The 20,480-nt window shown below is 63.1% G+C and carries 24 protein-coding genes; 12 read left to right on the top strand and 12 right to left on the bottom strand.

Going from position 1 to position 20,480, the window contains the following annotated elements; genetic code table 11:
* Positions 1-39: 39 nt before the first annotated feature.
* Positions 40-657, top strand: a complete 618-nt coding sequence (locus NKH98_RS15340) for a PilZ domain-containing protein (RefSeq protein ID WP_254817716.1) — start codon at positions 40-42, stop codon at positions 655-657.
* A 259-nt stretch (positions 658-916) separates the two neighbouring features.
* Complete coding sequence (locus NKH98_RS15345; protein ID WP_352899577.1) at positions 917-1,516, top strand: transglutaminase-like cysteine peptidase; 600 nt, start codon at positions 917-919, stop codon at positions 1,514-1,516.
* A gap of 301 nt (positions 1,517-1,817) precedes the next feature.
* On the opposite strand, the gene NKH98_RS15350 is transcribed toward NKH98_RS15345, so the two are convergent.
* Entirely contained in the window at positions 1,818-2,714 is an 897-nt protein-coding gene (locus NKH98_RS15350; protein WP_352899534.1) for a LysR family transcriptional regulator, read from the bottom strand.
* 96 nt (positions 2,715-2,810) lie between these two features.
* Here NKH98_RS15350 and NKH98_RS15355 point away from each other — a divergent pair, with 96 nt between their 5' ends.
* Together NKH98_RS15355 and NKH98_RS15360 are read left to right on the top strand one after the other, a co-directional pair.
* The gene (locus tag NKH98_RS15355; protein ID WP_352899536.1) at positions 2,811-3,998 is read left to right on the top strand and encodes an MFS transporter; all 1,188 of its coding nucleotides are present in this window, start codon (positions 2,811-2,813) and stop codon (positions 3,996-3,998) included.
* A 30-nt stretch (positions 3,999-4,028) separates the two neighbouring features.
* Positions 4,029-4,775 (top strand): SDR family oxidoreductase, encoded by a 747-nt coding sequence (locus NKH98_RS15360; protein ID WP_352899539.1) that lies wholly within the window; start codon positions 4,029-4,031, stop codon positions 4,773-4,775.
* A gap of 57 nt (positions 4,776-4,832) precedes the next feature.
* On the opposite strand, the gene NKH98_RS15365 is transcribed toward NKH98_RS15360, so the two are convergent.
* Positions 4,833-5,360 carry a gamma carbonic anhydrase family protein gene (locus NKH98_RS15365; protein ID WP_352899541.1) on the bottom strand — a complete coding sequence of 176 codons (528 nt, stop codon included), beginning with the start codon at positions 5,358-5,360 and terminating at the stop codon, positions 4,833-4,835.
* A gap of 18 nt (positions 5,361-5,378) precedes the next feature.
* Entirely contained in the window at positions 5,379-5,723 is a 345-nt protein-coding gene (locus tag NKH98_RS15370; RefSeq protein WP_352508582.1) for a DUF6949 family protein, read from the bottom strand.
* Between the two features lie 119 nt (positions 5,724-5,842).
* Between NKH98_RS15370 and NKH98_RS15375 the strand changes: the two genes are divergently transcribed.
* The gene (locus NKH98_RS15375; RefSeq protein WP_352899544.1) at positions 5,843-6,574 is read left to right on the top strand and encodes a hypothetical protein; all 732 of its coding nucleotides are present in this window, start codon (positions 5,843-5,845) and stop codon (positions 6,572-6,574) included.
* A 68-nt stretch (positions 6,575-6,642) separates the two neighbouring features.
* On the opposite strand, the gene NKH98_RS15380 is transcribed toward NKH98_RS15375, so the two are convergent.
* A complete protein-coding gene (locus tag NKH98_RS15380) occupies positions 6,643-6,846 on the bottom strand; it encodes a DUF3126 family protein (RefSeq protein WP_023674799.1) in 204 nt (67 codons plus the stop codon).
* 212 nt (positions 6,847-7,058) lie between these two features.
* Positions 7,059-7,907 (bottom strand): serine O-acetyltransferase, encoded by an 849-nt coding sequence (cysE, locus tag NKH98_RS15385; protein WP_254817710.1) that lies wholly within the window; start codon positions 7,905-7,907, stop codon positions 7,059-7,061.
* A gap of 149 nt (positions 7,908-8,056) precedes the next feature.
* On the opposite strand from cysE, the gene NKH98_RS15390 reads away from it, so the two are divergent.
* On the top strand, positions 8,057-8,668 hold the full coding sequence (locus NKH98_RS15390; protein WP_352899546.1) for an HD domain-containing protein: 612 nt from the start codon (positions 8,057-8,059) through the stop codon (positions 8,666-8,668).
* Between the two features lie 42 nt (positions 8,669-8,710).
* Here the strand turns inward: NKH98_RS15390 and NKH98_RS15395 are convergent, their stop codons facing one another.
* From NKH98_RS15395 to NKH98_RS15410, 4 genes are all read right to left on the bottom strand, one after another.
* Positions 8,711-9,082, bottom strand: a complete 372-nt coding sequence (locus tag NKH98_RS15395) for a hypothetical protein (RefSeq protein ID WP_352705082.1) — start codon at positions 9,080-9,082, stop codon at positions 8,711-8,713.
* Positions 9,083-9,216: 134 nt separating this feature from the next.
* On the bottom strand, positions 9,217-9,984 hold the full coding sequence (locus NKH98_RS15400; protein WP_352808046.1) for an alpha/beta fold hydrolase: 768 nt from the start codon (positions 9,982-9,984) through the stop codon (positions 9,217-9,219).
* A 24-nt stretch (positions 9,985-10,008) separates the two neighbouring features.
* On the bottom strand, positions 10,009-10,572 hold the full coding sequence (locus tag NKH98_RS15405) for a DUF192 domain-containing protein (protein ID WP_352899548.1): 564 nt from the start codon (positions 10,570-10,572) through the stop codon (positions 10,009-10,011).
* A 19-nt stretch (positions 10,573-10,591) separates the two neighbouring features.
* Positions 10,592-11,188: a cold-shock protein gene (locus NKH98_RS15410; protein WP_254817705.1), complete on the bottom strand. Its 597-nt coding sequence runs from the start codon at positions 11,186-11,188 to the stop codon at positions 10,592-10,594.
* 215 nt (positions 11,189-11,403) lie between these two features.
* Here NKH98_RS15410 and gloA point away from each other — a divergent pair, with 215 nt between their 5' ends.
* Positions 11,404-11,844 (top strand): lactoylglutathione lyase, encoded by a 441-nt coding sequence (gene gloA, locus NKH98_RS15415; protein WP_352509416.1) that lies wholly within the window; start codon positions 11,404-11,406, stop codon positions 11,842-11,844.
* Positions 11,845-11,922: 78 nt separating this feature from the next.
* Positions 11,923-12,216 (top strand): DUF2218 domain-containing protein, encoded by a 294-nt coding sequence (locus tag NKH98_RS15420; RefSeq protein WP_254817703.1) that lies wholly within the window; start codon positions 11,923-11,925, stop codon positions 12,214-12,216.
* Between the two features lie 8 nt (positions 12,217-12,224).
* Here the strand turns inward: NKH98_RS15420 and NKH98_RS15425 are convergent, their stop codons facing one another.
* Both NKH98_RS15425 and ilvA read right to left on the bottom strand, forming a co-directional pair.
* Positions 12,225-12,797 carry a DUF1697 domain-containing protein gene (locus tag NKH98_RS15425; RefSeq protein WP_352477417.1) on the bottom strand — a complete coding sequence of 191 codons (573 nt, stop codon included), beginning with the start codon at positions 12,795-12,797 and terminating at the stop codon, positions 12,225-12,227.
* A complete protein-coding gene (gene ilvA, locus NKH98_RS15430) occupies positions 12,794-14,050 on the bottom strand; it encodes a threonine ammonia-lyase IlvA (protein ID WP_352509419.1) in 1,257 nt (418 codons plus the stop codon). Before ilvA ends, NKH98_RS15425 begins: the two co-directional genes overlap by 4 nt.
* Positions 14,051-14,177: 127 nt before the next feature.
* Here ilvA and NKH98_RS15435 point away from each other — a divergent pair, with 127 nt between their 5' ends.
* From NKH98_RS15435 to NKH98_RS15450, 4 genes are all read left to right on the top strand, one after another.
* Entirely contained in the window at positions 14,178-14,489 is a 312-nt protein-coding gene (locus NKH98_RS15435; RefSeq protein WP_352899550.1) for an aminopeptidase P family N-terminal domain-containing protein, read from the top strand.
* A 3-nt stretch (positions 14,490-14,492) separates the two neighbouring features.
* Positions 14,493-15,581, top strand: a complete 1,089-nt coding sequence (locus tag NKH98_RS15440; protein ID WP_352899553.1) for a M24 family metallopeptidase — start codon at positions 14,493-14,495, stop codon at positions 15,579-15,581.
* A 103-nt stretch (positions 15,582-15,684) separates the two neighbouring features.
* Positions 15,685-16,758 (top strand): alpha/beta hydrolase, encoded by a 1,074-nt coding sequence (locus NKH98_RS15445; RefSeq protein WP_254817699.1) that lies wholly within the window; start codon positions 15,685-15,687, stop codon positions 16,756-16,758.
* Between the two features lie 132 nt (positions 16,759-16,890).
* The gene (locus NKH98_RS15450; RefSeq protein ID WP_352899556.1) at positions 16,891-18,054 is read left to right on the top strand and encodes an alpha/beta hydrolase; all 1,164 of its coding nucleotides are present in this window, start codon (positions 16,891-16,893) and stop codon (positions 18,052-18,054) included.
* Between the two features lie 19 nt (positions 18,055-18,073).
* Here NKH98_RS15450 and ade read toward each other — a convergent pair whose 3' ends face one another.
* On the bottom strand, positions 18,074-19,885 hold the full coding sequence (gene ade / locus NKH98_RS15455) for an adenine deaminase (protein WP_352705098.1): 1,812 nt from the start codon (positions 19,883-19,885) through the stop codon (positions 18,074-18,076).
* Between the last annotated feature and the right edge of the window lie 595 nt (positions 19,886-20,480).

Below are 20,480 nucleotides of genomic sequence, written 5' to 3' on the forward strand. Positions count from 1 at the left end.
CGCATCCATGCGCGGAATGCCGAACGGGGTATGGCAGTGATGAGGTCAGCGGCGGTCGACCATGCACCGTCCCAAGCTGAAAGGCGTAACTTTCAGCGCGTCCGCGTGAAGATTTACGGACGCTTCATGCTGGAAGACCGCACCGAACATCCCTGCCAGGTAGTCGACATGTCGCCCGGCAACGTTTCGCTGCGCACCGAGCGCGCCGGCCTGGCTGGCGAAAAGGTCATTGCCTATATCGATCATATCGGACGCATCGAGGGCGTCATTACCCGCACTTTGCAGGATGGCTTTGCGATGACCGTCATCGCGTCGGAGCGCAAGAGGGACAAGCTCGCCGCGCAACTGACCTGGCTTGCCAACAAGCACGAGCTCGACCTGCCGGAAGACCGTCGCCATGAACGCGTCGCGCCGCGCAACCCGACGAGCGTGCTGCAGCTTGCCGACGGACGCCAGTACCAGTGCCGCATCATCGACCTGTCGCTGTCGGGCGCGGCGATCGAGATCGACGTCAAGCCGGCCATCGGCGTCCAGGTGACGCTGGGCACCATGCGCGGCCAGGTGGTGCGCCATTTCGAAGATGGCATCGCCATCGAGTTCGCCGTCATCCAGCGCCCCGAAACGCTTGATACCGAATTCAGCTCACCGCGCGGCTGACGCGGAAGCGTTAGCGCCATCGGGAAGCGAGGCTGGCGATCCTTCGCGCCCTCCGTCCCGCCATCCTAGCTGTTCGAACGGTGCAACGAAGCATGGGAACATGCCCGGCTGGAATCCTTAAACAATTCTATACTCAATTGCATCAAATTTTAGGTTTATTCTATTGGCGTTTTACTTAATGTCTACTTCGCGCTTTTGCGTCAAATAAATCCAGCCGTGTCATTGTCTCCTCAAACGGGGAGACGGAATAATGAACAGGATGAGGGGCAAGCTGTTGCTGGCGGCAATAGCGATGCAGCTTTTCGGCTGGGGGATTGCAAACGCGGCGGAGCCGGCCTTCATGCACACCGGCGGCCGCACCACACAGCCGGTCGGTCACTACGAATTGTGCCAGCAGCTTCCGCGGGAATGCAATCAGAGGACGCCTGGCGGGGCACCCGTCGAGCTCACCCGCAAGCTGTGGGCGACGATCGTCAAGATCAACAATTCGGTCAACAGCAAGGTCGCGCCGCGCACCGACATGGAAATGTGGGGCAAGGAGGAAGTCTGGTCCTTTCCCAATAACGGCGTCGGCGACTGCGAGGACTATGCGCTGGAAAAGCGGCGCGAGCTGATGAGCATCGGCGTGCCGGCCGGCGATCTGCTGATGACGGTCGTGCGCCAGCGCAACGGCGACGGCCATGCGGTGCTGACCGTGCGCACCAGTCTTGGCGAGTTCATCCTCGACAATCTCCAACCCAAGGTGCTGTCCTGGACCAATACCGGCTACACCTATCTGAAGCGCCAGTCCGAGCGGAATTCCGGCGCCTGGGTGACGATCAACGACGGCCGCTCCGACGCGGTCGCCAGCGTCCGCTGAGGACGCCAATGCATGTCGCCCAAAAGTGCGTAGCGGTTTTGGGATAACGACATGCATAAAACAGAGGTTAAGTGCGTCGCATGACTTCGCGCTTTAGGAGAAACCCGGTCGAGTCCCCACCCTCCCCGTCCCCAACGACCGGGTTTAGGAGCCGGCCCCGTCCCCGGGCCGGCTCCACCATTTCCGGCGGAACAACATCTCGATACAGTTATCTCGGCTTTGCCTCCAACTGCGCTTCGTCATCCAAGCTGTCTCACGATCGTTTGTGGAATATGAGCTGCCGTTTGCCGTCGAAACGCTGTTACTTGCCCCTGATACGGAACGCGTCGACAAAGGCGGAAAACGCCGGAGAGGGATGGCGTCGGCTTGGATAGTACAGGTGGTAACCCTGGAACGTCGGGCACCATTTGGTCAGGACTTCCTGAAGAAGGCCACTCTCAATATGTGGCAGGACGAGTTCGCGCGGTAGATAGGCCAAGCCCACTCCGTCAAGCGCGGCCTGGATCGCCGGCCCCATGTTGTTAAGCGTCAGTTGCCCCTCGACCCGAGCACTGAACTCGCGCGCTCCTTCCCGCAATTCCCATGCATAGACCGATCCTGACGTCGGCAGCCGGTAGTTGATGCAGTTATGGTCGGTCAGCTCCTGCGGCGTCTGCGGCGGTGTCCGGTGGGCGAAGTAACGGCGTGAGCCGACGACAGTGTAGGTCACGTCGGCTCCGATGCGCACGGCTACCATGTCCCGGGCAATGGACTCGCCCAGCCGAACACCGGCGTCGAACTGGCGCTCGACGATGTTGGTGAAGGCGTTATCGACCACCAGCTCGACATTGATATCGGGGAAGTCGCTCAGGAACTTTGGCAGCCGGGCGCGGAAGACAATGTCGACCGAATCGTCGGTGCACACCAGGCGAATGTTGCCGGACGGCCTGTCGCGCAGGACGCCGAGAGCGCTGACCTCAGCCGCGATGCCTTCGAAATGCGGTTCGATGCCTTCCTTGAGGCGTTGACCGGCCGCCGTCGGGGCCACGTCGCGGGTGGTGCGAGACAGAAGACGGAGGCCAAGCCGCGACTCCAGCGACTTGATGGTGTGGCTAAGTGCCGAAGGAGTGACGCCGAGCTTGGCGGCTGCTCGGGTGAAGCTCCGCGTCCGGGTGATCTCCAGAAACGCGCGCATTTCGGCGAACTCGTCGCGTGGCATTGATGAGCCTCATTCACAACCACATCAAAATTATACCCGCTAGTCGCATTTGGCCAGCCCGACTAGTTAGTTCGGGAACGGACAGGAGACTGCCTTATGACCATTGAACTCGCGCTGGGCGAGGCCGCCGCTGCTGACAACACGACGACCCCATGGTCTGCGTTGGTCTGCCTGTCGCTGCTGACCTTCCTTCTGGTCGGACTGGAATTCCTGCCGGTGAGCCTGCTCACCCCGATCGCTCAGGATCTGGCCGTCTCCGAGGGTCAGGCAGGCCAGGCAATCGCGGTATCCGGATTCTTCGCCGTGGTTACCAGCCTCTTCGGCAACTCGCTGTTGCGAAACGTCGATCGACGGACGGTGGTTCTGCTCCATACGGCAGTGCTGGCCGCATCGAGCCTGGCGGTGGCGCTTGCTCCCAATTTCCTGGTCTTCCTGGCCGGGCGGGCGCTGGTCGGCATCGCGATCGGCGGTTTCTGGTCACTGTCGACGGCCATTCTGGCCCGCCTGGCCCCGGGACCCGACCTGCCCAAGGCCATTGCCTTGCTCCAGGGTGGCACTGCGTTCGCATTGGTGATCGCCGCGCCCGTCGGCAGCCTCCTCGGATCGCTGATCGGATGGCGGGGAACCTTTTTCGTCACTGTCCCCATCGGCCTTGCGGCGCTCGTGTGGCAGTTGGCCGTTCTCCCGAAGATGCCACCGATGGAGGCCGCCTCGGTGTCGAGCATGTTCCGCTTGCTGCGGAATCGCAGATTCGCCATCGGCATGGGCGCAACCGGGCTCGCGTTCATCGGGCAGAACGCGCTCTCGATCTACCTGCGGCCGTTTCTGGAAAACGTGACGGGCCTCGAGGTCAACACCCTCTCAATGGCTCTGTTGGGCGTCGGCCTCGGCGGCCTGGCGGGACTGTCGATCATCGGCCTCATACTCCGGCGGCACCTCACAGCCGTGCTGATCGGGCTGCCGAGTGCACTCGCGGTCTTCGCTCTACTGCTGATTGCCTTTGGACCGTTTGCACGCGCCACGGCCGGCCTGCTGGTTCTTTGGGGACTGTTCGCGACCCCGATCCCGGTGGCGTGGAACACCTGGATGACCACGCTCATCCCTGAAGACCTGGAGGCCGGGGGCGGACTCCAGGTCGCCCTGATCCAGTTCGCGATCGCGGGCGGCGCTATCGCGGGAGGCCTGCTGTTCGACGCGGCCGGCTGGTGGAGCGCCTTCCTTCTCGCCGCCGTCCTGCTCACGGGTTCGGCCTTGCTCGCCGCCTCGGCCGGCCCCCGCACCTGAACTCTTTCAATTCTTGTCTAGGAGAATCTCATGTCCGAAGGAATCGAGAACAAGGTCGTCGTCATCACCGGTGCCAGCAGCGGCCTCGGTGAAGCGACGGCACGCCATCTTGCCGCGCGAGGCGCTTCCGTGGTCCTAGGTGCACGCCGGTCACACCGCATCGACGCCCTTGTCCAGGAACTGACCGCCGCTGGGCTCAAAGCCAAGGCCGTCACTACGGACGTCACCGACGCCGGCCAGGTCCAGAACCTGGTGAACACGGCGGTCCGGGAATTCGGCCGCATCGACGTGATGCTCAACAATGCGGGCCTCATGCCGTTGGCCCCGCTCGAACGGCTCAAGGTCGACGAATGGGACCGGATGATCGACGTTAACATCAAGGGCGTTCTTTACGGCATCGCGGCCGCGCTTCCGTACATGAAGGAGCAGCGATCGGGGCACATTATCAATGTCTCGTCCGTATACGGCCATGTGGTCGACCCGGGTGCGGCGGTCTATTGCGCCACCAAGTTCGCCGTGCGTGCGCTGTCCGAGGGTCTGCGGAAAGAGGTGAAACCCTACAACATCCGCACCACGGTGATCTCGCCGGGCGCTGTCACCACAGAGTTGCTCGAGCACATCAGCGAGAAGGATATCCAGCACGACACCAGGGACTTCGTGAGCAAGATCGCCGTGGGGCCAGATACGTTTGCCCGCACGGTCGCCTTCGCGATCAACGAGCCCGACGACGTCGATATCAGCGAGATCTTGTTCCGGCCGACCGGCCAGCCGGTTTGACTTGGAAGGGGCTATGCTTTCGGTATCCCAAGGCCGGCTCCACCATTTCTGGATCGGCTAGACCTTCTTCAGCCCCGCCCTGAATCGCCTGCCGTTGGCCACATAATGTGCGGCCGAGGCGCGCAGCCTGGCGATTGCGGCTTCGTCGAGCGTCCTGACGACGCGCGCGGGCGAGCCGACGATCAGCGAATTGTGAGGGAATTGCTTACCTTCGGTGACCAGCGCGCCGGCCCCGACCAGCGAGTTTTTACCGATCTTCGCGCCGTTCAGCACGATGGCGCCCATGCCGATCAGGCTGTTGTCGCCGATCGTGCAGCCATGCAGCAAGGCACGGTGGCCGATCGTGCAGCCTTGGCCGACGGTCAGCGGAAAGCCGGCGTCGGTGTGCATGATTGTGTGCTCCTGCACGTTTGTGTCGGCGCCGATGACGATCGGCTCGTCGTCGCCGCGGACGACGACGCCGAACCAGAAGCCGGCATTGCGGCCGATCCTGATATTGCCGATCAGCGTGGCATCGGGCGCGATCCAGTTGCTGTCGACGTCCTCGAAGGCGGGCGCTTTTCCGTCAATCGCGTAGATCGGCATTGCTGTCTCCAGATCGTCTCACACCGACAAGCTGCCAGACCCTAGAAGCGAAGCCGCCCAGGACGCAATGGCGATCACCACCATGCCCAGCGCCAGCGCCCAGATGGTCGCCGTACAGCCGCAGGAGATCAGCCCCAGCACCGAGATGCGACGCTCGCGCCAGGCGTCCAGCGCCTCGTTGGCGAACATCAGCGGCCCGGCGCAAGCCGTCGCCGCGAGCGAGCGCAGCATGTGCTTCGACGATACATAGGGCTGGACGAAGGCAAGCTTGCGGCCTGCGATCAGCTCCATCGCCGATCCGGCCAGGCCGCAAGCCGTCAGCCCAGCCATAAAACTGAATATGATTTGTTCAACGGGACCCATCTTTACCCTCCGTTTACCATGAAATCGCACAGTCGCCCGCAAAAGCTGCGAAGCAAGAGCCGTGCCGCGCCGAGATGTGCCGCTCAGGTACAGCCGATGGGATCGTAACGAGGGTCGCGATGAAGCAGTCAGCCGCCACAGAGGGCCCGCAACTCGGCGTCGTCGATTCGACGCTGATGAAGCGGGTGTTTTATGCGTTCGCAACGCTGGCGCTGCTTTCGATGGCGATCAGCCTTGGCGGCAAATGGTTCGGCCGCTCGATCGCCATGGCCGGGTACACCGACGACACCACGGTCCACAAGGTCGTCATCGGCAACAACATCATCGCCGTGCCGGCCAATGTCATCCGCTTTGCCCAGGCCCGGCGCGACGGCATCGCCTCGCGGCTCGACCTCTATCTGCGCTATCCCGAGATGGACGGCTACAGCGAGGCTGCCCGCAACGACTTCAACCACACCGGGCCCAGCAAGGACATCGTCTTCCTGTCGTTCGAGCCGCAGATGATGTCGCGCGACATGAGCGGCCGCTTTGCGCCGATCTACAGTGCGCTGATTGCCAAGCCGGGTACGCCCGGCCCTGGCAGCACGACGCTTTACGCCTTCAGCGAAAAGTCAGGCTATCTCAACGAAGTGCTGGCGGTCGCCGACCGCCCCGGCAAGGATCCGTTCGTCGCACGCTGCCTGAGCGGCCCGAGCGCGGACGAATCGCTAGCGCCCTGCGAGCGCGACATCCTCGTCGGCGATAATCTCAGCCTCACCTACCGCTTCCCGCGGGAATTCCTGGGCGACTGGCAGGCGCTCGATGCGGCGATTTTGGGCGAGGCAGCGCGTGTGCTGGAGACCGGGCGGTGAGCAACGAAACGAGCCGTTCCGTAGCGATCCTTCGCTGTCCCGCCGGCGCCAGCCGCAAAATTCCCGGCTCAGGCCAGATCGATGTCGAGGATCGCCATCGAGAAATTATAGTCCCCGTCGTCCTCGTCCTTGAAGACGATGCCGAGGAACTCGTCGCCGACATAGACCTCGGCCGAATCTTCCTTGCGCGGCCGCGCCTTCACTTCGAGTTTTGGGTTCTGGAAGGTGCGCTTGAAATAGGCGTCCAGCTTTCTGATTTCGTCCGGCTTCAACAGTCTTCTCCGATCGTCGCTTGCTAAAGTGCGTCGCGTCTGAAGAGATCGATGCGACGCGCTTTGAATCTTGCTTCATCCATGTCGCTATCCCAAAACCGCTAGGCACTTTTGGGCGACATGCATTGGTGAGCGCGCTTCTGGCACGTCGACAATGGCCATGTAAAGGCAAGCCGGCACAGGGGGCAGGAATTCAGCCCCTGCCCGAGCACTCAGATGTCGAAGCTGACGACGTGGTCCATCGTCTGCGATGGCAACAGCTGGTCCATCTGCCGCGACGGCTGATCGCAGCCGGTCTCGCCGACGACGCGGGCCGGCACGCCGGCAACCGTCTTGTTGTGCGGTACCGGCGACAGCACCACCGAGCCGGCCGCGATTTTCGAGCAATGGCCGATCTCGATGTTGCCGAGGATCTTGGCGCCGGCGCCGATCAGCACGCCGTAGCGGATCTTGGGGTGGCGGTCGCCGCCGGCCTTGCCGGTGCCGCCCAGGGTGACGCCGTGCAGGATCGACACGTCGTCCTCGATCACCGCCGTCTGGCCAACGACGAGGCCGGTGGCGTGATCGAGGAAGATGCCCTTGCCGATGCGGGCGGCCGGATTGATGTCGGTCTGGAACACCGAGGACGACCGGCTCTGCAAATACAGCGCAAAATCCTGGCGGCCCTGGTTCCACAGCCAATGCGCCAGCCGGTGCGTCTGGATGGCATGAAAACCCTTGAAGTAGAGCACCGGCATGATGAAGCGGTCGCAGGCCGGATCGCGGTCGTAATAGGCCTGGATGTCGACGCGCACCGTCGTCGACCAATCCTTGTCGTCGGCCGCCATTGCCTTGAATGTCTGGCGAATGAGGTCGGAGCCGATGTCCTGGTGGGCGAGGCGCTCGGCCAGCCGGTGAATGACCGCTTCTTCCAGGTTTTCCTGGTTGAGGATGGTCGAATAGAGGAACGCCGCCAGCAGCGGATCGCGGTTGACCGCTTCCATCGCTTCATCGCGGATCGAACGCCAGATCGGATCTACCGGCTGCACCATGGTGGGACGGGAAATCGTAACGCTGTTCATCTGATGTCTCCGGCCATCCAATGTCATCCACTGTCTTGGCGGCTTGCCTATTCTCCGGCCGCACCTATAAGCCAGATCATAGCACGGGTGAACTCAATTTTCCTTAGTGCTTCGTCAAATGGATTTGGTTGGCGGAATTTCAAGCAGCCATGGAAAACGCAACCTTGATCGACGAGACCCTGAAGCGCGAGCTTTCCGCGCTCTATGCGGCCGAAGATCGCCACTACCACGACCTTGGCCATATCGAGGCGATGCTGGCGCTAGCCAACCATTACAAGGCATTGCTGCATGATCCTGAAGCAGTCGAAGCGGCGATCTGGTTCCACGACGCGATCTACGACAGCCGCGCCAAGGACAATGAGGCGAGGAGTGCCGCACTTGCCGAGGAGAAGCTCGCCGGCCGCGCCGATGCACAACGCCTTCGTCGCATCGCGGCGATGATCACTGCCACTGCCAGCCACGAATTGCCGCCCCTTGGCGATCAACATTCGGTTCGTGATGCGGCGCTGTTCCTCGACATGGACCTGGCGATCCTGGGTGCCGCGCCTGACGTGTTTGACGCCTACGAACAGACGGTTCGCCGCGAATACCAGTGGGTCGGTGAGCCGATGTGGCGGGCCGGCCGTGCCGCCGTCCTGAAGGGCTTCCTCGCCCGCCCGCATATCTTCCACAGCGAGGAGTTCCGCCGGCGCTTCGAAACGCGGGCCAAGCAAAACATTGCACGCTCGCTCAGGGCGGTTGGGCACGGCCAGGGCGGATAGTAGTTCGCGTCGCTCGCGTGCGTCTGGGATATTTGCCCGAAATCAGGTGAATGCGCCAAAAGTCGATGCCATTGCCCACAACATGAACACCCCGGCCGCCAGCGACGCACCATTGACCACGATGCCAGCCAGGCCGAGCACACGATTGTCGTTTGGGCGACCAACGGCCATCAACCCGAAGACCACTCCCGTAAGATGTGCCAAAGGCCCGGCCAGAAAAAATACCGCAGCGAAGAAGCCCGTCGCACTGTTCTGGAGCAGTGGAGACGCGTCGCTCGGCATTGCTATCAACGCGGTGATCGCCATCGCCCCTGCCGCTAAAGCAGCCAGCGCTAGAACAACGGACCATTCGCCGAACGTGCTTTTTGCAATGACGCCCGGCAAAGCGGCGTCGGTCCTTCCCCATTGTGCCATGATACCCCCTGCCCTCCGTTCAGCGCATGGCGGGTTTGAACCGATCCACACGTCGCGCTTATTTACTCCTGTATCGTTGCAAAACCGCTAAGGACCCCAGCTTCAGGCGCAATGGCCGCTTCGGGAGCCGTCCATCAAAGCGGATGCTCGGCATAAAACTCCAGCACGCGCTGCTTGAAGGTCTTGTCGCCGACCGCCAGCATATGGTCGCGGCCTTCGATGTGAAAAGCCCTGGCGTTGGGCATCAGAGCGGCGAGTTCATCCGGCGAGCCGCCGATGTCGTCCTTGGTGCCGACGGCGATCAGCGTCGGCTGGGCAATGCGGGCAATGTCGGCCTCGCTCAGCAATTCGCGCGAGGTGGCGATGCAGGCGGCGAGCGCCCGGCGATCGCTGCGGGTCTGATCGGCGAAGGCGCGGAACGAGCGGCCGCGCGGGTCGCTGGTGCCTGCCGGATCCTCGGCCAGGAGGGCATCGGCTATCGGATCCCAGTCGCCAACGCCGTCGACCATGCCGACGCCGAGACCGCCGAAGACCAGCGTCGCCACCTTGTCCGGGTTGGAGAGCGCCAGGAACGCCGATATGCGCGCGCCCATCGAATAACCCATGACATGGGCGCGTTCGATGCCGAGATGGTTCAAAAGCGCTGCCGCGTCGGACGCCATTTTTGCCGGCGTGTAGTCGGCTTCGTCATAGCTCTTCGACGACGAGCCATGGCCGCGATTGTCGAAGGCGATCGCACGGTAGCCGGCATCGTTCAGCGTCTTGAACCAGCCGGGCGACACCCAGTTGACGTAATGGCTCGAGGCAAAGCCGTGGATCATCAGCACCGGATCGCCCTGCCCCGATGCCGGTTGGCGGTCAAGGAAAGCAAGGTCGAAACCATCATGGGAGAAGAACTGCATCGGCCGAAGATCCTGCCCGTTCGTTCAGTCGGAATCGACACTCGGCGCGTCGCCCTTGTCGGGCGGCGGCATGGCCGGCCCCGGCGCCGTGCCGATGGCCGGATGGCGCAGCAGGTCGCCGTCCTTAATGCCCTTTTTGGCGGCGGTGCCTGCCTTGAGCTCGAGCACGAAGCGCACCGGTTCGTCCGGCGAGATGATCGCCTCCGACTGCGGCTCGCCTTGCTTGATCGCCCGGATCCGGCCGTCCTGGCCGACGAAGATCAGGTCGAGCGGCATCGGCGTGTTCTTCATCCAGAAGCTCACATCCTGCGGCGCACCGAACACGAACAGCATGCCGTGATTGTCGGCCATGTGCCGGCGGAACATCAGGCCGGCCTCGCGCTCGGCGGGCGTGTCGGCAATTTCGACGGAGAAAGAACGCTCGCCGGCCTTCGTCACCGCGACAAGCGGCGCCGGGTCGACGGGAAGGATCATCGCCTTGCCGTCGGCCGAACTCGGTTGCTGAAAATAGAAGAACGCACCTGCGGCGACGATGAGGAAAATCCCGGCGCAGAGCGCGCTCGCCGTCAGCCGGTTCCTGTGAGCCATATGAAATCCTCGACCGGAACTAATGCGAGACCGGCAAGGTACCCATATCGGGGTGAATTTCGGCAGCCATAAGGCCTTTGTCGCCGCGCCCGAAGCGGACCAGCACCACCTGGCCCGGGCGGAGTTCGGTGATGCCGTAGCGGCGCAACGTCTCCATGTGGACGAAAATATCCTCGGTGCCCTCGCCCCGGGTCAGAAAGCCGAACCCTTTGGTGCGGTTGAACCATTTCACCAGCGCCCGTTCGAGGCCGCTTTCCGGCGTCACCGCGACATGGGTGCGCTGCTCCTGCATCTCCGCCGGATGGATCGCCGTGGTGACATCCATCGAGAGCACGCGGAAGGCCTGCAGCCCGCGCTCGCCCTGCTTGACCAGGCAGACGACGCGGGCGCCTTCAAGCGCGGTCTGAAAACCGTCCTTTCGAAGGCATGTCACATGGAGGAGGATGTCGCCCGAAGTACCATCATCGGGAAGGATGAACCCGTAGCCCTTGGCTACGTCGAACCATTTGATGGCGCCAGCGATTTCGACGAGATCGGCCGTATCGGCGCTCTCATCCCGCTTCAACGCATCGTTACCGGCCCCGTCCCGCCCCATGAAAGAGGCCTTTTCCCCCATAAGAACGCCCCCTTTTTTCAAGAAACACTGCAACTGATTCTTGGTATCAGATTAACACCGCGGCTTCCGGTGTGTGCAAGACCTGACGTGCCTTTTTTCACGGTTCCGTACAGGAATAGCGGATTTGCCGTTTGCCGGCGCTGGCAAGCGTGGCCGATTGCCCTTTGGCCGGGCCGCCCCTATGTTGCGCCGCAATGCAACATAAGGAGGAAATCATGCGCTATCTGCACACCATGGTCCGCATCGCCGACATCGATGCTTCGCTCGATTTCTACTGCAACAAGCTTGGTCTCAAGGAAGTGCGCCGCCATGAAAACGAGCAGGGCCGCTACACGCTGATCTTCCTCGCCGCGCCCGAAGACGAGCAGAGCGGCATCTCCGAAAAGGCGCCGCTGATCGAGCTGACCTACAATTGGGACCCGGAAGACTACAAGGGCGGCCGCAATTTCGGCCATCTTGCCTATGAGGTCGACGACATCTACGCCACCTGCCAGCGGCTGATGGACAATGGCGTTACCATCAACCGGCCGCCGCGCGACGGCAACATGGCGTTCGTCAAATCGCCGGACGGCATCTCGATCGAGTTGTTGCAGAAAGGTCCGGCCAAGCCGAAGGCCGAGCCGTGGGCCTCGATGCCGAACACCGGCAGCTGGTAACCGATCACGCTATCTTGAGCGGACGCAGGCGGGCCCTGGTTCGGTTTTCGCGTCCGCCTCCCCAAGGAGAGTTCATTCATGCCGGCCAGCCATGTCGACGTCGCCACCGAACATGCCAGCCGCTATCTGCAGCAGCTGTGCAAACATTGGGCGCACAAGTTTCCCGTCGAATTCGACCCGAACCACGGCACCATCGATCTGACGCTCGGCCGCACGGTTCTCGATGCGGACCCGGCTGCGCTGCATATTGCGGTGACGACCGATGAAGCTGGCTCGCTCGAGCGCCTGGAAACGGTCGTCGCCGAGCACATCAAGCGCTTCGCCTTCCGTGAAGAGCTGGCATTCGACTGGAAACGCGCTCCGGCCGCGTAGACGACCTGTCAAGCGCGGGCCTTGGCCATCTCGAGCAGCATCAGCACGGTGCGCCAGTTGCGCGCCGTGCAGTGCACCTTCAGAACGCGCGGGATGAGATTGGCAAAGACCGATTTGCCGAGGCCGTCGGGTGCATGCAGGTAGAGCACGTCGCCCTTGATCTCGAAGCGTTCGGGCCCGGTGCATTTTTCCGCCAGACGGGCCACCTCCTCGGCGGTCGGCCGGCGCTCCAGCGCATAGGCATGCAGCTTGGTCGGCTCGCCGGCCACTTCCGGATAGGGATTGTCCGCCGCCAGCCGCTCGAGCCAGCCGAGATCGCGCACCATGATGCGCGAATGGAAGCCCCATTTCTTCTCGAATTCCGCTTCCAGCCGCCTGATCAGCATCGCCGCATCGCCGTCTGGCGACCGGAATACGGCGTTGCCGCTCTGCACATAGGTGGCGATATCGGAGAAGCCGAGCTGCTCCAAGAATGACCTGAGCTCCGCCATCTTGACGATGCGGTTGCCGCCGACATTGATGCCGGAAAACAGCGCGATAAAAACGTTCGCCGGAGCGTTCGGAAGATCGTTGCTGCTCATATGATGAACCCGGCGAGCGTCTCGTTGTCGGTAATGTCCTGGTAGTGGACGCTTTCGGCGTCGAAATTCGCCTTAAGCAGGTCGAAATTGCGGCGGTCCTTGGTTTCGATGCCGATCAGCACCGAGCCGAAATTGCGCGCCGATTTCTTCAGATATTCGAAGCGGGCGATGTCGTCGTCAGGACCAAGCAATTCGAGGAAATCGCGCAACGCGCCGGGCCGCTGCGGAAAGCGGATGATGAAGTATTTCTTCAAGCCCTCGAAGCGCAGGGCCCGTTCCTTCACATCCGGCAGCCGCTCGAAATCGAAATTGCCGCCGGACACCACGGCGACGATGGTCTTGCCCCTGATTTCCTTTTTGGAAAAATCCTTGAGCGCATCGATCGCCAGCGCACCGGCCGGCTCGAGCACGACCCCTTCGACATTGAGCATTTCGATCATGGTCGCGCAGAGCCGGTTTTCCGGGATCAGCCGCACTGCATCGGCAGCAAACTCCTTGAGGTGGCGCAACGGCTCGCGGCCGATCTCGGCTACCGCCGCTCCGTCGACGAAATTGTCGACCTTGGCGAGCTTGACCCGCTTTCCGGCGGCAAGGCTCTCGCTCAGGCTCGGGGCGCCGGCCGGCTCGCAAAAGACGAAACGTGTTTCACGCAGCTGGTCGGCGAAATAATGGGTGACGCCGGCGGCAAGGCCACCGCCGCCGACCGGCAGCATAATGATGTCGGGCATGCGCGCGCCGGGCATCTGGCCTGATATCTCGTAGGCGACGGTCGCCTGCCCTTCGATGATGTCCTTGTGGTCGAAAGGCGGCACCATATGCGCGCCGGCAGTTTCGGTGAATTCGAGTGCCGCGCGGTAGCAGTCGTCGAAAAAATCGCCGACCAGCCTGATCTCGACGAACTCGCCGCCGAACAGCCGCGTCTTGTCGATCTTCTGCTGCGGCGTGGTCACCGGCATGAAGACGACGCCCTTCTTGCCGAAATGGCGGCAGACGAAGGCAAAGCCCTGCGCGTGATTGCCGGCCGAGGCGCAGACGAACAGCTCGGCAGCGTTGCCGGCGGCAAGCGTCTTGCGGAAGAAGTTGAAGGCGCCGCGGATCTTGTAGGAGCGCACCGGCGTCAGGTCCTCGCGCTTCAGCAGCACCCGCGCGCCGCTCTTCTTCGACAGATAGTCGTTTTCCTGCAGCGGCGTTTCCGGAAAGATCTCGCGGATCGCGGCAGCGGCGGCAGCAACGCGAGAGGAGAAACTGGTCATGGCAAGAGCACCCCACAGGCTAGCCGAATTCGGTCCCGCTATTGCATATCCGGCTTCACGAAGCCATTGTCCGGCCACCCTGAAAGGGTGTTCCCAAAATCTCGTTGGCCGTTAGGAGCGTCTGTTCATGCCTGTCGCATCGGTGGCCCAGAAAACCGTGTCGCTGCCGGAGTTCGGCGAGCCGACGGTGATGCCGCTGGTTCTGCGCGCCACCTATGAGGCCCGCATCGCGGCACTGGTTGCACGCGGCGGCGAAGCGGGGTTCGACGCGTTCGTCGTCTATGGCGACCGCGAACATGCCGCCAATGTCGCCTATCTCTGCGGCTACGATCCGCGCTTCGAGGAGACGCTGCTGGTCATCGTTCCCGACAAGCCGCCGAAACTGCTGGTCGGCAATGAGGGCTGGGGCTATGCCGAGATCTGCGACGGGCCGTACTAGCGCGTGCTCTACCAGACCTTTTCGCTGCTGGCGCAGCCGCGCGACCGCTCGCAGGCGCTTCCCAACATTCTTGCCGATTGCGGCCTGAAAGCCGGCCAGCGCATCGGCGCCATCGGCTGGAAACCGTTCGGCCCCGGCGATGCCGGTTTTGGTGAAACGACGCTCGACCTGCCGTCCTTCATCGCCGACACGCTACGCACGCTTGCCGGCGACAGGGGTGTGATCGTCAACGCGGCGAACCTTTTGATGAACCCTGCCGACGGCCTGCGCGCCATTAACGAGGCCGACCAGCTGGCCGCGTTCGAATTCGCCGCGACCTATTCCTCGCAAGGCCTGCGCAATGTCCTGCAGGTCATCGAACCCGGCATGACCGAATTGCAGGCGGCGCGGCTGATGGGCATCAACGGCCTGCCGCAATGCTGTCACCCGATGCTGTCGGCCGGCAGGCGCGCGCCCTATGGCCTGCCAAGCCCGCGTCTTGACGTCATCAAGCGCGGCGACCCGATCACCATGGCCTATGGCATCCAAGGCTCGCTCAACGCCCGCGCCGGTTTTCTGGTCGAGGACGCGGCCGAGCTTCCAAGGGGCATCCGGGACTATGTCGAGAAACTGGTCGCGCCCTATTTCTGCGCCGTCGTCGACTGGTATGAGACGGTCGGCATCGGCGTTCCCGGCGGCGCACTGTGGCAAGCGGTGCACGAGCGGATCGGCGATCCGTTCTTCGGCGTGTCGCTCAATCCCGGCCATCTCGTCCATATCGACGAATGGATGCATTCGCCGGTATTTTCCGGCTCCGATATCAGATTGAAGTCGGGCATGGCCTTGCAGGTCGACATCATCCCAGCAACCGGCACCGCTTATTTCACCACCAACATCGAGGACGGCATCGCGCTGGCCGACGAGGCGCTGCGCGAAGAGATCGCCGCGCGCTATCCCGAAGCCTGGCGCCGCATCGAGGCGCGCCGCGCCTTCATGCGCGACGTGCTTGGCATAAGATTGAAGCCGGAAGTGCTGCCGTTTTCCAACATCCCGGCGTTCCTGCCGCCGTTCTGGCTTTCGCGCAACAGTGCGATGGCCGTCGCGAGGCACTGAGCGCATTTCGGCATCCGCGACTTACTTCTGCCGCACTTCGCCTGTCCGGGAGGGGCGGCGGAGGTGGATGGGCCTTTGGTCAGGCCGGAGTGGAATTGCTTAAGTGCCCTTGAAGACGATTTGCATCATTGTCCTTGCCGCGCTGCTCGCCGGCTGCGGCGGTCGCCAAACCGAGGAACTGCTCGGCAGCGCCATGATGGCGGTGCCGGTGACGGAAATCGCCGGCAATCACTCGATCTTCATCGCAACGACGCGCAAGCGCTCCGACGATCCCAACAAGGTCTTCGACGGCGAGCGGTCGGCGACGCTGAACTATGCCCGCGTCAACGTCACCGTCCCCGGCATCCACAAGACAGGCCAGATCGAGCGGCGCTCGCGCGGCAAGTCGGACGATCCGGCCAAATACTTCATGGCTTCCGAGGTCGTCGGCTACGACACCCAGCCGAAATTCTCCAGCGCGCTCAGCGCCGACATCGCGGCGCGCGGCGGCCGCGTCATGGTCTTCGTCCACGGCTACAACACCGGCTTCGACGACGCGGTCTACCGCGTCACCCAGATCACCCATGATTCCGGCTATCCGGGCACGCCGGTGCTGTTTTCCTGGGCGTCGGGCGCCAAGACCACCGACTATGTCTACGACAAGGAAAGCGCCAGCGTTGCCCGCGACCAGCTGGAAGTGACGCTGAGAATGCTGGCGCAGACCGGCGCGCGGCGCATCGACATCGTTGCCCATTCGCTGGGGACCTGGGTCACCATGGAGGCGCTGCGCCAGCTCGCCATCACCGGCGACCGCGATCTCGGCGGCAAGCTCGGAGACGTCGTGCTGGCCTCGCCCGACATCGACGTCGACGTGTTCAAGAGCCAGATGCGCCGCTACGGCAAGCCGGACAAGCCGTTCATCCTGCTGCTCTCCGACGACGACCGGGCGCTCAGGCTGTCCGGCCTGATCGCCGGCGCGCGGCCGCGCGTCGGTGACTACAAGGACGCCGCCGACCTTGCCAGCTATGGCGTGTCGGTCGTCGATCTCTCCAGCGTCAAGGGAGCCGACCGCTTCAACCACACCAAATTCGCCGACAATCCGGAATTGGTGCAGTTGATCGGCCAGAAGCTGCGTGAGGATGACGGGTTTGCCAGCGACCGCGAAGTGACCGACCGGATCGCCTCGGTCGGACAATAGCTGCACTGCGCGGCAGTCGTTGTTGACCATTGCCGCACTATCGGAACAGTTTGAACTGGACCGTGCCGGCCTCTGCCTCTATCGAATAGGCCAAGACGTCTCCGGCTCGACGTCGCCTTTGCGGGAGCCCGCGTGATCGTGCCTTCGAAGATCTTTCTCGTCGTTGCGTTCGCGCTCGCGCTGGCAGGCTGCGCCGGTCAGAACACGCACGATCTGCTCAACAAGACGACGATCATCGTGCCTGCTTCGGACATTGCGGCGACGCACAAGATCTTCGTCGCTACAACCCGGCAAAGGGCAACGAAGGAGCCCCGGCAGGTGTTCGACGGCGACCGTTCGCCGACCACCAGCTTTGCCAGCGTCGAGGTGACGGTGCCGAAGGTGCATCAGGCCGGCGCCATCGAACGGGTCAAGGGCTCGGCCAACAGCAATCCGGCGAAGGATTTCACGGCGACCGGCGTCACCTTCTACGAAGGCGCGCCGCAATTCGCCAAGGCGGTCGGCGCCGACATAGCCATGCGCGGCGACCGCGCGCTGGTTTTCGTGCACGGCTTCAACAACGGTTTCGACGACGGCATCTACCGGCTGACGCAGGTCGCGCACGACACGAAATATCCGGGCACGCCGGTGCTGTTTTCGTGGGCGTCGAGCGGCAAGACGACCGGCTATATCTACGACAAGGAAAGCGCCAATGCGGCGCGCGACGATCTCGAAGCGACGCTGCGCATGCTCGCCAAGAGCCGCGCCAAGAGCATCGACATCATTGCCCATTCGATGGGGACCTGGGTGACGATGGAAGCGTTGCGGCAGCTTGCCATTACCGGCGACCGCGACCTCGGCGGCAAGCTCGGCTACGTCATCCTGGCTTCGCCCGACATCGACGTCGACGTGTTCAAGAAGCAGATGATCCGCTATGGCAAGCCCGACAAGCCGTTCGCCGTGCTGCTTTCGGGCGACGACCGGGCGCTCAGGCTGTCAACCCTGATCTCCGGCGACAAGCCGCGCGTCGGCGACTATGGCGACGCGGCCGACCTCGCCAGCTATGGCGTCTCGGTGGTCGACCTGACCAAGACCAAGGGCGGCGACCGGCTGAACCACGCCAAATTCGCCGACAACCCGTTCCTGGTGCAGCTGCTCGGCGACCGCCTGCGCGCCCCGGCCGGCCTCGCCTCCGAAGAGACCGCGCCGGCCCAGCTCGACAATCTCGGCCAGGGCCTCGGCAAGGCCGTCGGCTCGGTCGCCGAAATCGTCATCACCACGCCGTTCAAAGTGCTGACCATCGCCACCGGCGGCTGAAGAGGCGCCCCGGCGGCGTTCAAACGAACAAATCAACCTTCTGGAAGGTCGTCACGTCGATCAGGCCGACGTCGGAAATCCTGAGCTCGGGGATGACGACCAGCGCCAGCAGCGAGTGCTGCATGTAGGCGTTGTTCAGCGAGCAGCCCATCTGGCGCATGGCGTCGCTGAGTTTGTCCGCCTTGGCGGCGACGATTTCCGCCCGCTCGTCCGACATCAGCCCGGCGATCGGCATTTCGACCAGCGCCAGTTCCTTGCCCTTGGAGAACAGCACGACGCCGCCGCCGACCTCACCCAGCCGGTTCACCGCCAATGCCATGTCCTGCTTGTTGGTGCCCACGACGATGATGTGGTGGGCATCATGCGCCACGCTGGAGGCCATGGCGCAGTCGCCGATATAGCCGAAGCCGGAGACGAAGGCGTTGGTGACGCCGCCGGTGCCCTTGTGGCGTTCGACCAGCGCGATCTGGCAGACATCGTTGCGGCGATCCATGGCGACCAGCCCGTCCTCGACGGCAAGATCGGCCTCCAGCGCCCGCGTCGGCGCCTGGTTTTCGATGACGCCGATGACCCGCACCCGCACTTCGTTGGCGCCCATCGGTGCCGCGATGTCGAAATCGCCTGCCTCGAGCTTCTTGCCGAGCTTGACGGTGTTCTTCGCCGTTCGCGGATAATTGTAGGCTGCAATGTCGATTTCGAGCTTGCCGCCCTTGGCCAGCCTGACGCCGCGGCCATAGACCTCGTCGATGGTCATTTCGGCGAGATCGGAGACGATCAGCAGATCGGCGAGCCGTCCCGGCGCGATCGAGCCGATCTCGCGCTCCAGCCGGAAATGCTGGGCGGTGTTGAGCGTCGCCATCTGGATCGCCGTCACCGGCTTCAAGCCCTGGCTGATGGCGTGGCGCACGACCCGGTCCATGTGGCCTTCGTGCACCAGCGTGCCGGAGTGGCTGTCGTCGGTGCACAGGATGAAGTTGCGCGGGTCGAGCCCGCTCTCCGTCACCGCCTTGATCTGCGAGGCGACGTCGTACCAGGCCGAGCCCAGCCGCAGCATCGCCTTCATGCCCTGGCGGACGCGGGCGATGGCATCCTCGGCGCGCGTGCCTTCATGGTCGTCCTCCGGGCCGCCGGCGACATAGCCGTGGAACGGCAGGCCGAGATCGCGCGAGGCATAATGCCCGCCGACAGTCTTGCCGGCCCTCACCGTCGCCGCGATCTCGCCCGACATCACCGGATCATTGGCGGCGACGCCCGGAAAATTCATCACCTCGCCGAGCCCGATAATGTTTTCCCAGGTCATCGCCTCGGCAACATCGGCGACGGTCAGCTCAGCGCCGGCATGCTCCAGCCCCGGAGCGGAGGGCACGCAGGACGGCATCTGCACATGCACGTTGACCGGCATGGCGACCGCCTCGTCATGCATCAGCCGCACGCCCGGCAGGCCGAGCACGTTGGCGATCTCATGCGGATCGATGAACATCGATGTGGTGCCGTGCGGGATCACCGCGCGGCAGAATTCCGTCACCGTCACCATGCCGCTCTCGACATGCATATGCGCGTCGCAAAGCCCCGGCACCAGATAGCGGCCGCCGGCATCGACCACCTTGGTGCCCTGGCCGATGGCGTGGCCGGCATTCGGCCCGCAATAGGCAAAGCGGCCGCCGGCGATGGCGATGTCGGTGCCGGCGATGATCTCGCCGGAATGAACGTTGACCCAGCGCCCGTTGCGGATGACGAGATCGGCGGGCTTGCGGCCCATGGCGACATCGACCAGATGCGTCGCCATCTCGGCCCAGGGTTTTGGTTTTGTCGCATTGGCGGTCTTCGGCATCAACAGGCTCCTCTTTGCCCGACTGTGCCAAGCCGCGAGGGTTTTGACCAGCGAGGAAGCAAGCGCGGACGGCGAAGTTGCAGTTCTCCCTCCTTGAGGAGGAGATGTCGCTGGAGGCGACAGAGGGGGTCGCCGATCCACGCGAGACGCCCCCCCTCTGGCCTGCCCTCTTTGCCACAACTTGCCATCTCCCCCTCAAGGAGGGAGATCGATGCGCCACGGCTTTCGCCAATCACCAGGGCCGGGAAGGCAGGACAAAGGCATTTATGCTCTTGTGCCGGCCGCAGCAACTTTGTTCTTGCTTTGTGCCGGCAGCTATGCTACTAATTTGGCTATGGTGCTAATTGGCTCCAACGACCCGCCCGCCGAGGCGGGTTTTTTGTTTTAGCGCCATTCATGGCAAAATGGCCCAAGCGGAATATGACTCCGGCCAATCAGCTTTCGCCCGTTAGCGGATCTCACCGAATCGACGGTCGCGGAGTTTGACGCACTCCATCGTTCTAGAGCGTCGGACATTCAGGTTGAATCGCGAAGGATTCCGCTAACGTCGGGTTTGTGATTCACTTCCTTAAGGAGGTGATTTGCCATGCCCAAG

It is taken from the genome of Mesorhizobium sp. M0833 (assembly GCF_040319905.1).
In the GTDB taxonomy this organism is placed as follows: domain Bacteria; phylum Pseudomonadota; class Alphaproteobacteria; order Rhizobiales; family Rhizobiaceae; genus Mesorhizobium.

Bases quoted from the DNA above. Each gene is read 5' to 3' on its own strand.
- NKH98_RS15340 (WP_254817716.1), top strand. From the start codon at position 40: ATGAGGTCAGCGGCGGTCGACCATGCACCGTCCCAAGCTGAAAGGCGT.
- NKH98_RS15345 (WP_352899577.1), top strand. From the start codon at position 917: ATGAGGGGCAAGCTGTTGCTGGCGGCAATAGCGATGCAGCTTTTCGGC.
- NKH98_RS15350 (WP_352899534.1), bottom strand. From the start codon at position 2,714: ATGCCACGCGACGAGTTCGCCGAAATGCGCGCGTTTCTGGAGATCACC.
- NKH98_RS15355 (WP_352899536.1), top strand. From the start codon at position 2,811: ATGACCATTGAACTCGCGCTGGGCGAGGCCGCCGCTGCTGACAACACG.
- NKH98_RS15360 (WP_352899539.1), top strand. From the start codon at position 4,029: ATGTCCGAAGGAATCGAGAACAAGGTCGTCGTCATCACCGGTGCCAGC.
- NKH98_RS15365 (WP_352899541.1), bottom strand. From the start codon at position 5,360: ATGCCGATCTACGCGATTGACGGAAAAGCGCCCGCCTTCGAGGACGTC.
- NKH98_RS15370 (WP_352508582.1), bottom strand. From the start codon at position 5,723: ATGGGTCCCGTTGAACAAATCATATTCAGTTTTATGGCTGGGCTGACG.
- NKH98_RS15375 (WP_352899544.1), top strand. From the start codon at position 5,843: ATGAAGCAGTCAGCCGCCACAGAGGGCCCGCAACTCGGCGTCGTCGAT.
- cysE (WP_254817710.1), bottom strand. From the start codon at position 7,907: ATGAACAGCGTTACGATTTCCCGTCCCACCATGGTGCAGCCGGTAGAT.
- NKH98_RS15390 (WP_352899546.1), top strand. From the start codon at position 8,057: ATGGAAAACGCAACCTTGATCGACGAGACCCTGAAGCGCGAGCTTTCC.
- NKH98_RS15395 (WP_352705082.1), bottom strand. From the start codon at position 9,082: ATGGCACAATGGGGAAGGACCGACGCCGCTTTGCCGGGCGTCATTGCA.
- NKH98_RS15400 (WP_352808046.1), bottom strand. From the start codon at position 9,984: ATGCAGTTCTTCTCCCATGATGGTTTCGACCTTGCTTTCCTTGACCGC.
- NKH98_RS15405 (WP_352899548.1), bottom strand. From the start codon at position 10,572: ATGGCTCACAGGAACCGGCTGACGGCGAGCGCGCTCTGCGCCGGGATT.
- NKH98_RS15410 (WP_254817705.1), bottom strand. From the start codon at position 11,188: ATGGGGGAAAAGGCCTCTTTCATGGGGCGGGACGGGGCCGGTAACGAT.
- gloA (WP_352509416.1), top strand. From the start codon at position 11,404: ATGCGCTATCTGCACACCATGGTCCGCATCGCCGACATCGATGCTTCG.
- NKH98_RS15420 (WP_254817703.1), top strand. From the start codon at position 11,923: ATGCCGGCCAGCCATGTCGACGTCGCCACCGAACATGCCAGCCGCTAT.
- NKH98_RS15425 (WP_352477417.1), bottom strand. From the start codon at position 12,797: ATGAGCAGCAACGATCTTCCGAACGCTCCGGCGAACGTTTTTATCGCG.
- ilvA (WP_352509419.1), bottom strand. From the start codon at position 14,050: ATGACCAGTTTCTCCTCTCGCGTTGCTGCCGCCGCTGCCGCGATCCGC.
- NKH98_RS15435 (WP_352899550.1), top strand. From the start codon at position 14,178: ATGCCTGTCGCATCGGTGGCCCAGAAAACCGTGTCGCTGCCGGAGTTC.
- ade (WP_352705098.1), bottom strand. From the start codon at position 19,885: ATGCCGAAGACCGCCAATGCGACAAAACCAAAACCCTGGGCCGAGATG.